The following is a 15,337-nucleotide window of genomic DNA, read 5'->3' on the forward strand; positions in this document are numbered from 1 at the left end:
GTACCCTTAAAATTAAGTAATAACAATGGATGCCGTGCGCCGACAAGGACGATGGAAGCGTCAGCAACCAATTCCGGCATATGGGCGTCGATTTCGATGGCAAAAACGGCCTTCGCCCGTACAAAATCAACCTTGGCAAGAAGCCGATGGTAATCGATGAGCAACGGCATGTGTGGCCTGAGTTCGTCGGTAAGGGCGGTAAGAATACGTGCGATTTCCCGTCGCATCTCAAACTCGAGATCGCGCACTTTGTTATTCAGATGAAACACTTCCTCAGGCTCAATATACGTGGTTTGTCCAGTGGCCGATTCATCGTGTATCCAACCCTTTACTTTGCGTTTGTTTTCGGCCAGCACCGGAATGCACAGTCTACCGTCACGCACGGTCAAATTGCCATCGGCGGTCCACCCCTGTTGTTGTGCTGCCCGGAATACCTGGTCGATACGTTTCCGGGCCTCTTGCTCTGTTTTGGCAATCTCGGCTACGATGGTAGCCAATGCCGGCGAAGCATTTGGCTTTATCTTTCCCTTGGTGTCGATTACCCGATCGATGGCAACCAGAATATCTTTTTCTATCGGCAGGTGTTCGAATAAGGCTTCGAGATTAGGGTATTGCCCTCCCCTTTCATTGAAATAGCGGATAATCGCAAATACGGTGCGCAAAGAGAGCATAAGCTGGAAAAAATCTTCTTCAGCCAGGAAAGCACCTTCCACCCTTGCTCTTTCTACCAGTGGCCGGATTGGGTACAGATGATCTACCGGCAATGGCGCATCATTCGTCAGCAAAGCTTTGAATTCAACTGTTTGCCTAAGGAATCGGTTGATCGAGTCAAAACGGGTTTGTGGCCGTATCCGGGATACAAGCTCCTTTCCCATCTCACTGAGGCATTTGGTGGCAATCAGCGCCCTTATGTCAGCAAAGCCAAGTTTCTCCAGGGCATTTTCCGGAAAAGTCATCGTCACTTGATTTTTTTTAGGGGCTTCAACACCGGTCGGTTACGATCTTCCACGCTTGGTTCCGGTACAGGCGTGGTTGGGGGCACCACCGGCTTGGCGCGCGTAACATGGGGGCCGTCGTCTCCCGAACCGTCGGTACGTAGGCCAATAGCCTCCATCATACGCTCCCTTAATAAGGTATAAGTTACCGGCACAGGTCGGCTATATCGGAGGGTGTCCGGGCCATCGAGATACAACAGGTAACGCTTACGTTTAAAATCCAACGAGTCACGTTTTATCTTTTGCAGACTATCTGCCCGTCGGGCACTGATTACGGAATCAGCCTTTCGCTGAGCACTGTATTTTTCTTCTATTGCTTTCTGCTCTGCGGTATTATACGCCTCCAGCCGTTTTTCGATGCCCGTATACATCACCTTCATTATCGCTGGCCGCGTCGAATAGAATTTAAGGCTTTGCTCAAACATAGCGGAGTCAATGGCATACCGATTGAAAATCGCCTCATAATAGGCATCACGGTATTTCCTTGCCGTATCCGCCATCATGGAAGCCAACTGGCCATCAGCCAAGTGCATATCCAATAGAATAGCCTCCATATGCGGTTGCGGTACCACTCCTTCAGGAATGTCGTCCTGGCAAGCAGTACTGAAAACAAAAATCGTTAATGCGATGGTTATCAGCCGCATGTATTTACCTTACCTCATCTATCACTACAACGTTATCAACTATCCCTCAATTCCAACACTCCACCCTTGATGGATACCCGAAGGTTTCGTAGTTTTGTGCAAACTTAGACAAATTGCTTTTTATATGCAATTATTCACTATCACACAAACGCAGTAATGCATATATGGATATAGCCGATCAGATTAAAACCATCAACAACGAGTTGAATCGTTTGAATGTCACCTTGGTTGCCGTTTCCAAAACCAAACCGATTGAAGCGGTCAAAGAGGCATACGATGCGGGCCAACGTATTTTCGGAGAAAATATCGTCCAGGAGCTCACCAGTAAATACGAGGTACTACCCAAAGACATCCAATGGCACCTTATTGGCCATCTACAGCGCAACAAAGTAAAATACATCGCCCCATTCGTTGCGCTTATCCATTCGGTTGACAGCCTAAAGTTGTTGAAAGAAATCGATAAGCAAGCCGCCAAAAATAATCGCGTCATCGATTGCCTGCTGCAAATCCACATTGCTGAGGAAGAAACTAAATTCGGCCTTGACCATGTGGAACTGATAGCGCTTTTAAGGTCGGAAGAATTGGCCGACTTGAAGTATATCCGCATACGCGGACTGATGGGTATTGCTACCAACACCCCCAACGAACGGGAAGTCAAAGCGGAATTCAGTGAATTGAAATCGTTGTTCGACGGTGTTAAGGTTAGTTTCTTCAGACAAGCCGACTATTTTGACACCCTATCCATGGGGATGTCTACCGATTATAAACTTGCTATCGAACAAGGTTGCACCATGGTTCGTTTGGGAAGCACAATTTTTGGCAGCAGATAATGGAAACGATATCCCACAAAATACGCAAAGCAACCGCTTCGGATTGTCAACAGTTGTTGGAACTGGTCAAAGAACTGGCGGAGTATGAGCGTGCCCCTGATGAGGTAACTGTAAGCCTGGAAGAATTCATTGATGCTGGCTTTGGCGATAGCCCGATATGGGAAGCGTTTGTCGCCGAAGTGGAAGGCCGTATTGTCGGTATGTCTCTTTTTTATATCCGATACTCTACGTGGAAGGGCCGCCGCCTATATCTCGAAGATATTGTCGTTACCGAGTCTATGCGTGGAAAGGGCCTGGGCAAATTGCTTTTCGATGAAACTTGGAAACTTTGCCAAACACGGCATTATAGTGGAATGGTTTGGCAAGTATTGGAATGGAATGAACCTGCCATCCAATTCTATAAAAAATATGGAGCGACTTTTGACGGTGAGTGGGTAAATGTATCAATCGCTGGTCCAACAGCGACAAGTAAAAAACGATAAGCATATGGAGATGACGAAGTTAACGGCATGTGTTCTATTTTTTAGCTTTGCATTATCAGCATGCCAGCTGAATACGGGCGAAACGGAACGAGCAAACGACACCGTTGTAGTCGATACGTTGGCTTATGTGTACGAGGATTATATCAAATACAGTAAAAATCTGATCAAGACAAGTGAAACCACCGACACGACTTTTTTCGCCGCATCATATCCCGTGTTCGATGATTCATCCGCCAATCGGTTTGTCCGAACTGCATTATTAGGTAACGACACGACCACGGTAGAAGAGGCGGCCACTACATTCATTGGCGAATTCGACCGTTTTCAGGCATATGATCCGTATCCTCGCGTTTGGACCTCGGAGTCGCACGCCAAAGTGTTCGGCAACACCCCTACCTACTTGGCCCTCGCCATCCACGCCTCTTCTTACACCGGTGGTGCCCATGGTAACTATGCAACCGTCTTTAAGCACTACGACTTGCAGACCGGCAAATCGCTGGAACTCGATGACATCGTGTCCCAATCATACCAGAATGAATTGACGGCCGTAGCGGAGCGCTATTTCCGCGATCAGGAGAACCTCGGGGTTGACCAACCACTCGATAATGGCTACTTTTTCAACCAGGGCCAGTTTAACCTACCCGATAATTTTGCCCTCGAACCCGATAGTATGTTGTTCCTTTATAATATCTACGAGATCAAACCCTATGTAAACGGGCAAACGGAGCTGCGTATTCCTTACAGGGATATTGAACGGCTACTGACGGATCGGGCAAAACGGATCATTAATGAATTGAATATTCAAGTTGAACCTTAATGCAAGTATTTAAATTTGGCGGCGCATCTGTTAAAGACGCCGAGGGTGTTGCGAACCTAGGTCGTATCGTTGCGACACATAAAAACAAAGCATTGCTAATTGTCGTATCTGCTATGGGCAAGACAACCAATTTGCTGGAAGAATTGGTAAAATGCTATGTTCAGGGCATGGACTCCGCGGCCAACCTGCTTGAAGAGGCCAAGCAATACCACCGCTCGATTACTATGCAGCTCTTTCCCGATGCCTCCCATCCGGTACATAACGAGGTAACCAACCGTTTCGTGGAAATCGATTGGATATTGGAAGAATCGGCCATGGACCCTTATGACTACCTGTATGACCAGATAGTTGCCGTAGGCGAGTTGGTTTCCACGACTATCGTAAGTCATTACCTGAATACCATCGGACTTCAAAGCCGTTGGATAGATGCCCGTGACTTTATCCTTACTGATAACTCACATCGTGAAGGGCGCGTGGATTGGAAAGTCACCACGGCCCGTATACAGGAGCGATTGCCCGAACTACTTGAAAGCCAACTCTTGATAACGCAAGGCTTCATTGGCTCCACTAGCGAAAATTTCACCACCACCTTGGGTCGGGAAGGATCGGATTATTCAGCGGCCATTTTCGCCGCCTGCCTCCAAGCTGAAAGCCTCACCATATGGAAGGATGTGCCTGGTGTATTGAATGCCGACCCCAAATGGTTCGACCAAACCGAGCTTATTCCCGAGCTATCATATTTGGATGCCATTGAATTGACTTATTACGGGGCGACCGTTATCCATCCGAAGACCATAAAACCACTGCAGAACAAGAACATTCCGCTCTTCGTGAAATCATTTATCGATATAGAGAATGGTGGAACACAAATTAAACGCACCAACGAGTCACTTCCGGTCCCGTCGTTTATTTTCAAAGTAAACCAAGTGCTGATTTCCGTACTTCCCAAAGATTTCTCTTTCATCGTTGAAGATAACCTTAGTGATATTTTCAGTCGTTTCCACGCGCATAAAATTAAGGTTAACATGATGCATAACAGTGCCGTTAACTTCTCGGTCAGTATCGATGATACAGGCGGTAACGTTTCTGCCCTGCTCAGCGATCTCCAAACGCGATATGATGTTCAGCACCAAGGCGGTTTGGAATTAATTACAATACGCTACTATAACCAACAAACCATCGATCGCGTATTGGTAGAAAAGGAAATCATCATGGAACTGAGAGACAGTTATACCTGCCAGCTTTTGGTGCGCAAACTATGATTATAATCCCGTACATTTGCCTACATGACAACACGAATAAATCATATCATCAAACTTTCATACCTTGTTCTCATCGCGTTGACAATATCGTGCAATAATAGCGGAACAACCACCCATTCAACTGATAAGTCTGCCACAGAATCAGCCAGCAACGAGGCCCAAACGGCTGCGCCAACAAGCCCGCAAGAACCCCGACAACCGGCCCCAGCTGCCGGCCCTGTACCGGTCATTCCCGATTTTACATTCTACATCTTAAAAAGCGGTATCCGCTTCACGAAAGACGATCTAGCCAAAACAGGAAATATCGTTTTCATCCTATTTGACCCCACATGTAGCCATTGCCAGCACGAAGCTAACGACATCGGCAAACATTATGACCAAGTGAAGGACGCTCACTTCTACTTTGTATCCATGAACGACCCCGCTTTGATGGCTTCATTTCTCGACACCTGGGCAAAACCCTTGCTTGATAAGAAGAACGTAGCGGTTCTTTACGACAGGGGGGCCGACTTTATCAATAAGTTTCATCTTCCATCGCAATATCCGGCTACCTATGTCTATGGTCCCAACGGGGAGTTAAAAGAATTTTGGAATGGCGAGCGCGATATCAATGACATCATAACAGCCATCAACAAATAGCACCTGACAATGCTGTTGCCGAGGGCTACGTTTTTGAGTTGTGCTTTGTGGGTGGCTGCTCACTAAATTTCCGTTTGAGTGCCGGACTCGCCGTATCGGGGCTTTTCCGCACCCGCAGGTCCGCCTTCTGGGTAACCACCTGTTCACGTTCGCGCGGATGGCGGATTGAATCTTTAGGTTCGAATTTTTCGTCCTTTTTCATACTTCCAAAACCCCCAAAGCCTATAATTTGTTTCGGGACACACGAACGAAATGTGTAACTTTGGTCACGACAAGACCACAATAACATAATTGGATATGCTGAACGTCGCCATTAATGGATTTGGCCGCATTGGCCGCAATACCCTACGGAACATCCTGCTTCGTAAACAAGATGGCATTGCCATCGTCGCCATCAATGATCTCACTGATGTACCCACATTGGCTCATCTATTTAAATATGATTCGGTACATGGTCCTTATCCTGGCGACGTTGTAGCCGATGACGATCGATTGGTTATCGATGGGCACGCACCTATCCAGATTATGCGCGAACAAGTACCCACCCAATTGCCTTGGGGATCTTTAGGCGTGGATGTGGTTGTCGAATCGACCGGAAAGTTCACAGCAAAATACCAGGCGATCCAACACCTCGAAGCCGGCGCCAAACAGGTCATTATTTCGGCCCCCTCGCCGGATAGGGACATACCCACGGTGGTCTTAGGCGTCAACGATGACCACATCGACCTACGTACACCCATTTTATCAAATGCTTCGTGCACCACCAACAATCTCGCTCCGTTGGTGAAAGTATTGGATGACCATTGGGGAATTGTAGACGGTTATATCACCACCGTACATAGCATGACAGGCGACCAAAGTTTACACGATCGTCCACATCGCGATCTACGGCGAGCACGGGCAGCTTCGGCCTCCATCATACCTACTACCACAGGTGCCGCCAAGGCTATTACCAATGTATTCCCGCACCTCGAAGGAAAACTTGGGGGTGCCGGTATACGGGTACCGGTGCTAAATGGGTCGCTCACCGACTTCACTTGTAACTTGCGTCAGCAACCGACTGTAGAAGAAATCAATGCCGCCTTCAAAGTTGCTGCCACCGGAAATCTCAAACAGGTTTTGCAATATACGGAAGATCCCATTGTGTCGGTAGATATCATCAACAGCCCTTACTCCTGCGTGTTCGATGCCCAGTTGACATCAGTGGTCGGCGGCTTGACAAAGGTTGTCGGCTGGTATGATAACGAATATGGTTATTCGAACCGTGTAGTAGATTTATTGACCCGATTGGAAGCAAAGGAATAGAGGTCACACGGAAAAAAGCGAAGCCGCCAACGGCGGCCTCTCTCTTTCACTAACAAAATCGATATCGGTTTTAAAAACGTTATTTCACTGCATCAACAACGGCTTTGAAAGCCTCAGGATTGTTCATTGCCAAATCGGCCAGTACCTTACGGTTCAACCCTATATTTTTGGCATTTAACTTACCTATCAATTGCGAGTAGGATATCCCATGCTCGCGGGCACCGGCATTGATACGTTGTATCCACAACGCCCTAAACTCCCGTTTTTTGGTTTTGCGGTCGCGATAAGCGTACAACAATCCCTTTTCTACTGTATTCTTCGCAACGGTATAAACCTTGCTGCGCGATCCATAATAGCCTTTGGCCATTTTGAGGATCTTTTTGCGTCTTCTTCTCGACGCTACTGCGTTAACCGAACGTGGCATAAACTTTACTTTCTTTGGTAGCAGGCGCCGTGTTTTGCAACGGTCTTACAACCCGGTACCCGGTTATTAATAACTATTAACTACTAAGTACTATTTCCCGATAACAAGCATACGTTTCACGTTGCCCATATCGGCTTCAGACACTAGACCGGTCTGCGTCAGATTGCGCTTCTGCTTGGTGCTTTTCTTTGTCAGGATGTGACTCTTGAAAGCATGCTTCCGGGCAATCTTACCTGTTCCAGTAAGCTTGAAACGCTTCTTCGCACTGGAATTGGTTTTCACTTTTGGCATGATTACTAATTTTTTATATCGATTTGTTGTTAGTATTTATTTTTTTGCGGCCGTCTTAGGCGCTACCGTAAGAAACATACGCTTGCCTTCTAATTTGGGCAATAGTTCTACTTTACCGTAGTCTTCCAAAGCCTGCGCAAAACGCAATAACAGGATTTCGCCCTGCTCTTTATACACAATGGCTCGGCCCTTGAAATGCACGTAAGCGCGAACCTTTTCACCAGCTTCCAGGAACTTGATGGCATGTTTGAGCTTGAACTCGAAATCATGGTCGTTCGTATTAGGCCCAAAACGGATTTCCTTGATGACCGTTTGCTTGGCATTGGACTTGATTTCTTTCTGCTTCTTTTTCTGCTCGTAGATAAACTTACTGTAGTCGATAATCCGGCAGACAGGGGGAATCGCTTTAGGCGATATTTCCACCAAGTCAAGTTCCAATTCATCGGCAAGTTCCAATGCCTTACGCGTGGGGTATATACCCTGCTCGATATTGTCTCCCACCAATCGTACCTCGGGTACCCTGATGTTCTCATTGATACGATGCTCCGGTTCCTTCTTTCTAAATGGCGGCCTCGGGCCTCTGAATCCTGGTCTTTTTAATGCCAAATGTTCAACTAATTAAACGGTTATCTCTTTTATTAACTGCTCACTGAATGATTTTACGCTCATTGTCCCCAAATCCCCGACACCATGTTTCCTGACAGCAAGAGTACCATCTGCCTCCTCTTTCTCACCCACAATAAGCATGTAGGGTATTTTCTTCAATTCCGCGTCCCTGATTTTGCGCCCGACCTTTTCGTCGCGCAAGTCCAGTAGGGCGCGAATATCGGAATTATTGAGCGATTCTAAAAGTTTTTTCGCATATTCTTCGTATTTCTCCGATACGGGAAGAATGATAAATTGCTCAGGCGACAGCCATAATGGAAACTGACCGGCGCAATGCTCAATCAACACGGCCACAAAGCGTTCCAACGAGCCAAACGGAGCACGGTGTATCATTACCGGGCGGTGTTTCACATTGTCGCTACCGGTATATTCCAGTTCAAACCGCTCGGGTAAATTGTAGTCTACCTGAATCGTCCCCAGTTGCCATTTCCTACCCAACGCATCTTTCACCATAAAATCAAGCTTCGGGCCATAAAAAGCTGCTTCACCATATTCCACAACGGTCTTCAAGCCCTTCTCTTCCGCCGCTTCGATGATATCCTGCTCGGCACGATCCCATTTTTCGTCCGTACCGATGTACTTACCCTTATTATCGGGATCTCGGAGTGAGATCTGCGCGGTATAATCCTCGAAGCCCAATGCTCCGAAAACATAAAGTACCAAATCGATAACCTTCTTGAACTCATCTTTCACCTGATCCGGCCGACAGAACAAGTGGGCATCATCTTGTGTAAAACCACGAACGCGTGTCAAACCATGCAACTCACCACTCTGTTCATACCGGTAAACCGTACCAAACTCTGCATAGCGAATCGGCAAATCTTTGTACGAGCGCGGTTTTGTTTTATAGATTTCACAGTGATGCGGGCAGTTCATTGGCTTCAGCAAGAACTCCTCCCCTTCCTGCGGCGTATGGATGGGCTGGAATGAATCCGCGCCATATTTTTCGTAGTGCCCCGACGTGACATAGAGGTTCTTGTGGCCAATATGTGGGGTCACTACTGGCTCGTAGCCGGCTCTGACCTGCGCGCGCTGTAGGAAATCAATCAACTTCTGCCGCAAGCGCGCGCCTTTGGGCAGCCACAGGGGTAGCCCCAAACCCACTTTCTCCGAAAAAGCAAATAGTTCCAGCTCCCGTCCCAACTTGCGATGGTCCCGTTTTTTCGCCTCTTCAATCATGTGCAGGTAATCGACCAATTCACCGGCCTTAGGGAACGTTACCCCATATATTCGGGTCAGTTGTTTCCGACTTTCATCGCCGCGCCAATAGGCTCCCGCCACATTGGTAAGCTTGACCGCCTTTATAAAACCGGTATTCGGAATGTGCGGACCGCGGCATAAGTCGGTAAAATTACCTTGCGTGTAGAACGTGATACTACCGTCCGGCAAATCCTTGATGAGATCCAGTTTATATTCGTCACCTTTATCCGTGAAATATTGCACCGCATCGGCTTTGCTTACGGGCTTACGTAGATAGGCTGCTTTGGTGCGCGCCAATTCCACCATCTTATTTTCAATTTGCTTGAAGTCATCGGACGAGAATTCGCGGTCGCCAAAATCGACATCATAGTAAAAACCCGTTTCAATGGCAGGACCGATACCGAATTTGATACCTGGATACAGTGCCTCCAATGCCTCGGCCATCAAGTGAGCCGACGAGTGCCAAAAGGTTGATTTCCCTTCCTTGTCGTTCCAAGTGAGCAGTCGCACGGTAGCATCATGTTCAATAGGGCGCGACGCATCCCACACGTCGCCGTTTACTTCGGCAGCCAGTACGTTACGGGCTAAGCCTTCTGAAATGGATTGGGCGATTTCCATCGCCGAGGTACCCCGCGCATATTGACGCACGGAACCGTCCGGTAGGGTGATTTTCATCATTTACAAGTATGATTTCGTGTTAAAAATAAAAAATCCAATAAACCACAATACAAGTGTGATTGTCAGTTCGGGTGCAAAGGTAAGAAAGAAATCTAGAATATCATCCCGAACCCGACCGTCATCCGGTTAAGGGCGTACCGCGCAGTGCGGAAGGAACCAGGGCCCCACGCAGCATCAGCGTTATGTTCGGCTACCGCTTGTCTTTTATAGCCGATGTTAATTAGGTAGCGGTCTTTTCCACCGGCCTTCCAACGCACGCCAATGGCCGGATGGAAGACCATGCCCCCCTCATGCCATTTACTGGCGGTCTTTTTCTCAAGCCAGGTAAACCCGTACCCTACTTCTACCCCGAGGTAGGGCGAAACCTTCCTGCAAGGCAGCACGGCCCGGCTGCCCACAGCGATCGGTAGCAAATGCAGGCCGAAATATTCATCAAGTCCGACAGTAAGCCCCATGCTCAGCACGCCATCAAACTGCACGCCATGGAAGGTTTGCACCGTAGCGGCCACAGGCGAGAAAAAATTCGCTCGTGACCACATGATACCCATCTCCGTTTCGTTCGTATAGTCAACCGTCTGTCCGTGCAAGGGCGTTCCTAACGCCACCGTGCTGAGCACGATGGCAAGGAGTAGATTACATTGCCATCGCATAGCTCCTATTTTGTACGGATACAGCTCAGCAAGCGAAGCTTCGCGGGGTTACTATCATCGTATTGGCATACGCCATCAGGGCCGGTTACAATCAACGATTTCGATGCTGGGATAACATCAGTCGCTCCCCTGTCTTGGTGGTGTTCCAATAGGTTCTCACCGATATGCATCACGTCGGTTACATCAAAGCTCTTCAGTCCGAAATCGCCTTCGCAGATATAAAGGTTGTTTCCCCGCAGACCCAGCCCATGTGGATTGTCCATCGGGTACGATTTAAGCAATTTGGGATGGTAGAGGTCTTTAATGTCCAGCACATGCAGTGCGTTTTCGCTCACACGGCACATCGTGCCCGATCGCAGCGTTACAAAGGCATAATCGTCATTCACAACTACCGGGTCGCAGGCCATGATATGCTCGTATACCGCCATGGGTTCGGGTGCAGAGGGTGTGCTGGCATCGTAAATGTGCATACCTGTCATCGAGCCGATAAAAAGCTGCTCTTTGTAGGGGAATATGGTTTCGATACCCCAACCCAGGGGAATGTCCTTGATAAATTCCGGCTTGTTGGCTAGTTGTACGTCAAATAGCCGCAGCGACTGATTGTCTACCGCATACAGGTGCCCGCCCATCAGTGTAAAACGGGCCATGGAACCACCCTGCCCGTAACTAGGTCCCGAGAAATCGCCGGACGCGAAGGCCGCCTCATTCCATACCACACCCCCCCTCCAGATCCCTCCCTCCTCGGTAGTGACGGCAGTGATGACGGTATCTTTATAGGTAATGAATGTGGACTGTTCGACGTTGACGAACATATTCGGGAACACACCTTCCACCCGTTCCACCAATCTCACGTCCCGGATATTGCTGATATCAAAGGCGAGAAGGTCAATGTAGCTATCGGCATATAGGATGTTGCTGTTCACCGCCATATCTACGTTGCCCGGCACACTGATGAAATTGATGTTCTTCGGGTCCGACGGATTGCGGTTGTCTACAATGTGAATGCCTTTCTGCGGTTCGTTGATGAACAGGTAATCACCATATACATAAATCTTTCCGGTCTCGGAGAAACTTTTCGGCGGTTTGATACCTACCTCCATGCTCCGGAACACATTGACTTCCAGATAAACCGGCACCTGTGTTTTATAGGTAATGGTGTGTTCTACCTGGTCGCGGCAGGAAGCAAATACCGCCACGACAGCCAACAACACGCCCATCCAACTGTTGGATAAACGACCAAGGTGTGATTTTCTTTTCATATTAAGTTAAGTTTTCAGGAACCTATAATGGTATTTATTATTGAAAACGGATGCAGCAGCCGAAACGCTACATTCAAACCCATTATAAATTTTGCTACCTTTGCATTTCTAAAAACAACATGGCACACCAAGTTCCCGAAGACGGCACATTACTTCCATTAATGGAGGAGTTTTACACCATCCAAGGTGAGGGATATCATACCGGCAAAGCGGCTTATTTCATCCGTCTTGGCGGGTGCGATGTGGGTTGCCATTGGTGCGATGTAAAAGAGAGCTGGGATGCCGAGCTCCACCCGCTTACGGCAGCAGACGCGATCATCAACCATGCCATGCAGCACCCTTCAAAGGCGGTAGTGGTAACAGGTGGTGAGCCATTGCTGTACAACCTCGATTACCTTACACATGGTTTGCAGGCCGCCGGTATCCAAACGTTTATAGAGACGTCGGGCGCTTACCCGCTAAGCGGCTCTTGGGATTGGATTTGCCTCTCGCCGAAGAAGTTCAAAGCCCCTTTGCCCGATGTCATCGCGGCTGCCGGCGAGCTGAAAGTCATCGTGTTCAACAAGAGCGATTTTGCATGGGCCGAGCAGCATGCCGCCCTTGTCTCTCCCACCTGCAGGCTCTATCTTCAGCCCGAATGGTCGAAAGCGCAAGAGATGACGCCACTTATCGTGGATTACGTGATGCAAAACCCCAAGTGGGAAATCTCCCTGCAAACACACAAGTACCTTAATATTCCGTAAATCCCGGATCCGTCGGGCTCAGCCGGTGAAAGGCCATGGCTAAATCCTTTTTGTGTCCCCTTCATTCAGGCCACCATAAGCACCGAACGGCGACCGGTAATTGTTTTCAAATCGGTTGCCCTGCCATTAATTGTCCTAACCATCAAATTTGAAATATAATATGTACCTTCGTAGTTGTAATACCAATTATGGAGTAATGATGGCCGCACACACGCAACATACCACCGCAACATGGGCCACTGGTATGCTACCTTTTACGCAAGCCTTGCTGGCCGAGCTTGTTTTTGCGCAGTACTAACAACAACTTCCACTTTTTATTGTTGTCGTAAATGAGTGGATGGTAAGTTAACTATCCACCGTCAATTATCCACTATCAATTAAAAAAAATGCCTATTTACCATACATTAGGGGAAATCCCCGCTAAACGCCATACCGTATTCCGTAAACCGGATAGCGGCCTCTACGCAGAAGAACTCGTGTCTACACATGGTTTCTCCAGCACCTACTCACTGGTGTACCATTGCCACCCTCCCACCTTGGTGAAAGAAATCAGTGAACCGTATGCAGCGCAACCGAAAATAGTGCGCGCAAAACATCTTAAGCATACCAGCTTGAAGGGTTTTGACATTGCGCCAGCCGACGATTTCCTAGATAGCCGCAAACCCGTGTTGGTGAACGCCGATCTGCACATATCATTGGCAGCACCAAGGCATTCGATGACCGACTATTTCTATAAAAATAGCCAAGCCGATGAAATCATCTTTGTACACGAAGGAAATGGTGTTCTGAAAACTGGATATGGCCATATACCGTTTGAATATGGAGATTACCTACTCATACCACGCGGAGTAATCTATCAACTACACTTCGATACACCGCGAAACAGGCTATTCATCGTGGAATCTTTCAGTCCCGTACGAACACCCAAACGGTACCGCAACGAACATGGCCAATTGATGGAACACGCGCCCTTTTGCGAACGCGACATGAAACTTCCGCGCGATTTGGAGACGCACGATGAACAGGGCGATTTCAAAATCGTCATCAAGAAGGATGGGTTGATATACCCATATACCTATGGCACCCATCCTTTTGATTTCGTAGGCTGGGACGGTTATCATTTTCCGTGGGGATTTTCAATACATAATTTTGAACCCATTACCGGACGGTTACACCAACCACCTCCCGTGCACCAGACATTCGAAACAGACCACTTCGTGTTGTGTAGCTTCTGCCCCCGGCTTTATGATTACCATCCACAGGCCGTACCCGCTCCTTATAACCACAGCAACGTGGATTCTGACGAAGTACTCTATTACGTGGACGGTGATTTTATGAGCCGCAAGCATGTTGAACGGGGTCAGATAACACTCCATCCCGGCGGCATACCCCATGGCCCCCATCCCGGCACAGTGGAAAGAAGTATCGGCCAAAACAGAACGGATGAACTGGCGGTGATGATTGATCCATTCCGGCCGTTGATGCTCACCGAGGAGGCCTTGGAAATAGAAGATAGAAACTATTATAAATCATGGCAAAACAACTAATAGAACGCGGATAACGCCGATTAAAAAGGTTTACGCGGCTAATCAGACAGAAGATCAATGGTCATCTGCTCAACCCGTATCGTCCGTGTTCTATTCTTAAACTAACATAACATGACCAACGAAACACTAACATTTGCAGAAAAAATAGCAAAGGCAGGTGACTTCCTGCCGATCAATGGCACCGATTTCATCGAATTATATGTAGGGAACGCGAAACAGGCGGCCCATTATTACCAAACGGCCTTCGGTTTCCAACCGGAAGCCTATGCGGGCCCTGAGACGGGTATGCGCGACCGTGCATCCTATGTACTTCGCCAGCAAAAAATACGGATTGTGCTTACTTCGGCGCTCCATTCCGACCATCCTATCAGTGAACACGTGAAGAAACATGGCGATGGGGTGAAAATGCTTGCGCTGCAGGTAGACGACGCCTATACGTCATTTGAGGAAACTACCAAACGCGGTGCCAAATCGTATTTGGCACCGCAGACCTTGGCGGATAACGGTGGGGAATTAAGGATGGCCGCTATTTATACCTATGGCGAAACCGTACATCTTTTCGTAGAACGCAAGAACTACCAGGGAGTATTTATGCCGGGATACATTCCATGGGAACCAACCTACAAACCGAAAGAGGTTGGATTATGTTACATAGACCATTGTGTGGGTAATGTGGGCTGGAACCGCATGGACGAAACGGTGAAATGGTACCAAAGTGTGATGGGATTCGTGAACATCCTTTCTTTTGATGATAAGCAAATAAACACCGAGTACTCGGCGCTGATGAGCAAAGTGATGAGCAATGGGAACGGGTATGTGAAATTTCCAATAAACGAACCGGCAGAGGGGATAAAAAAATCGCAGATAGAAGAATACCTGGAATTTTATGAAGGCGAAGGCGTACA

Annotated in this window: 17 protein-coding genes and 1 pseudogene; 9 read left to right on the forward strand and 9 right to left on the reverse strand. The window is 48.0% G+C overall.

Annotated elements, in window-relative coordinates; genetic code table 11:
* Nucleotides 1-956, reverse strand: a pseudogene (locus ACO1NT_RS06795) (endonuclease MutS2); the annotation flags it as partial.
* A gap of 2 nt (nt 957-958) precedes the next feature.
* Nucleotides 959-1,639, reverse strand: coding sequence for a DUF4296 domain-containing protein (locus ACO1NT_RS06800; protein ID WP_449047706.1), 681 nt, complete (start codon nt 1,637-1,639; stop codon nt 959-961).
* A gap of 164 nt (nt 1,640-1,803) precedes the next feature.
* Between ACO1NT_RS06800 and ACO1NT_RS06805 the strand changes: the two genes are divergently transcribed.
* The 5 genes from ACO1NT_RS06805 to ACO1NT_RS06825 are packed head-to-tail and all read left to right on the forward strand — an operon-like array spanning nt 1,804 to nt 5,669.
* Nucleotides 1,804-2,469 carry a YggS family pyridoxal phosphate-dependent enzyme gene (locus tag ACO1NT_RS06805; RefSeq protein WP_449047707.1) on the forward strand — a complete coding sequence of 222 codons (666 nt, stop codon included), beginning with the start codon at nt 1,804-1,806 and terminating at the stop codon, nt 2,467-2,469.
* Nucleotides 2,469-2,951 carry an N-acetyltransferase family protein gene (locus tag ACO1NT_RS06810; protein WP_449047708.1) on the forward strand — a complete coding sequence of 161 codons (483 nt, stop codon included), beginning with the start codon at nt 2,469-2,471 and terminating at the stop codon, nt 2,949-2,951. The genes ACO1NT_RS06805 and ACO1NT_RS06810 overlap by 1 nt, the downstream gene beginning before the upstream one ends.
* Before the next feature lie 10 nt (nt 2,952-2,961).
* The gene (locus tag ACO1NT_RS06815; RefSeq protein WP_449047709.1) at nt 2,962-3,768 is read left to right on the forward strand and encodes an RsiV family protein; all 807 of its coding nucleotides are present in this window, start codon (nt 2,962-2,964) and stop codon (nt 3,766-3,768) included.
* Complete coding sequence (locus ACO1NT_RS06820; RefSeq protein WP_449047711.1) at nt 3,768-5,030, forward strand: aspartate kinase; 1,263 nt, start codon at nt 3,768-3,770, stop codon at nt 5,028-5,030. The genes ACO1NT_RS06815 and ACO1NT_RS06820 overlap by 1 nt, the downstream gene beginning before the upstream one ends.
* A gap of 24 nt (nt 5,031-5,054) precedes the next feature.
* Complete coding sequence (locus tag ACO1NT_RS06825; protein WP_449047713.1) at nt 5,055-5,669, forward strand: peroxiredoxin family protein; 615 nt, start codon at nt 5,055-5,057, stop codon at nt 5,667-5,669.
* A 25-nt stretch (nt 5,670-5,694) separates the two neighbouring features.
* On the opposite strand, the gene ACO1NT_RS06830 is transcribed toward ACO1NT_RS06825, so the two are convergent.
* Nucleotides 5,695-5,871 (reverse strand): hypothetical protein, encoded by a 177-nt coding sequence (locus tag ACO1NT_RS06830; protein WP_449047715.1) that lies wholly within the window; start codon nt 5,869-5,871, stop codon nt 5,695-5,697.
* 98 nt (nt 5,872-5,969) lie between these two features.
* On the opposite strand from ACO1NT_RS06830, the gene gap reads away from it, so the two are divergent.
* Complete coding sequence (gap, locus tag ACO1NT_RS06835) at nt 5,970-6,974, forward strand: type I glyceraldehyde-3-phosphate dehydrogenase (RefSeq protein ID WP_449047728.1); 1,005 nt, start codon at nt 5,970-5,972, stop codon at nt 6,972-6,974.
* A 79-nt stretch (nt 6,975-7,053) separates the two neighbouring features.
* Here the strand turns inward: gap and rplT are convergent, their stop codons facing one another.
* The 6 genes from rplT to ACO1NT_RS06865 all read right to left on the reverse strand — a co-directional run bounded on the left by rplT (nt 7,054) and on the right by ACO1NT_RS06865 (nt 12,142).
* Nucleotides 7,054-7,398, reverse strand: a complete 345-nt coding sequence (gene rplT / locus ACO1NT_RS06840) for a 50S ribosomal protein L20 (protein WP_449047716.1) — start codon at nt 7,396-7,398, stop codon at nt 7,054-7,056.
* Nucleotides 7,399-7,488: 90 nt separating this feature from the next.
* A complete protein-coding gene (gene rpmI / locus ACO1NT_RS06845; protein WP_262249005.1) occupies nt 7,489-7,689 on the reverse strand; it encodes a 50S ribosomal protein L35 in 201 nt (66 codons plus the stop codon).
* Between the two features lie 36 nt (nt 7,690-7,725).
* Complete coding sequence (gene infC, locus ACO1NT_RS06850; RefSeq protein WP_449047717.1) at nt 7,726-8,295, reverse strand: translation initiation factor IF-3; 570 nt, start codon at nt 8,293-8,295, stop codon at nt 7,726-7,728.
* Between the two features lie 12 nt (nt 8,296-8,307).
* Nucleotides 8,308-10,233: a threonine--tRNA ligase gene (thrS, locus tag ACO1NT_RS06855; RefSeq protein WP_449047719.1), complete on the reverse strand. Its 1,926-nt coding sequence runs from the start codon at nt 10,231-10,233 to the stop codon at nt 8,308-8,310.
* 92 nt (nt 10,234-10,325) lie between these two features.
* Nucleotides 10,326-10,883 carry a hypothetical protein gene (locus ACO1NT_RS06860; RefSeq protein ID WP_449047720.1) on the reverse strand — a complete coding sequence of 186 codons (558 nt, stop codon included), beginning with the start codon at nt 10,881-10,883 and terminating at the stop codon, nt 10,326-10,328.
* Nucleotides 10,884-10,888: 5 nt separating this feature from the next.
* A complete protein-coding gene (locus ACO1NT_RS06865) occupies nt 10,889-12,142 on the reverse strand; it encodes an LVIVD repeat-containing protein (RefSeq protein ID WP_449047722.1) in 1,254 nt (417 codons plus the stop codon).
* 119 nt (nt 12,143-12,261) lie between these two features.
* Here ACO1NT_RS06865 and ACO1NT_RS06870 point away from each other — a divergent pair, with 119 nt between their 5' ends.
* The 3 genes from ACO1NT_RS06870 to ACO1NT_RS06880 form a co-directional block, all read left to right on the forward strand.
* A complete protein-coding gene (locus ACO1NT_RS06870) occupies nt 12,262-12,885 on the forward strand; it encodes a 7-carboxy-7-deazaguanine synthase QueE (RefSeq protein WP_449047724.1) in 624 nt (207 codons plus the stop codon).
* 386 nt (nt 12,886-13,271) lie between these two features.
* Nucleotides 13,272-14,432 (forward strand): homogentisate 1,2-dioxygenase, encoded by a 1,161-nt coding sequence (locus ACO1NT_RS06875; protein ID WP_449047725.1) that lies wholly within the window; start codon nt 13,272-13,274, stop codon nt 14,430-14,432.
* Nucleotides 14,433-14,543: 111 nt separating this feature from the next.
* Nucleotides 14,544-15,337 (forward strand): VOC family protein (locus ACO1NT_RS06880; RefSeq protein WP_449047727.1); only part of this gene is annotated, 794 nt, incomplete at its 3' end.

This window comes from Parapedobacter sp. (assembly GCF_053550995.1).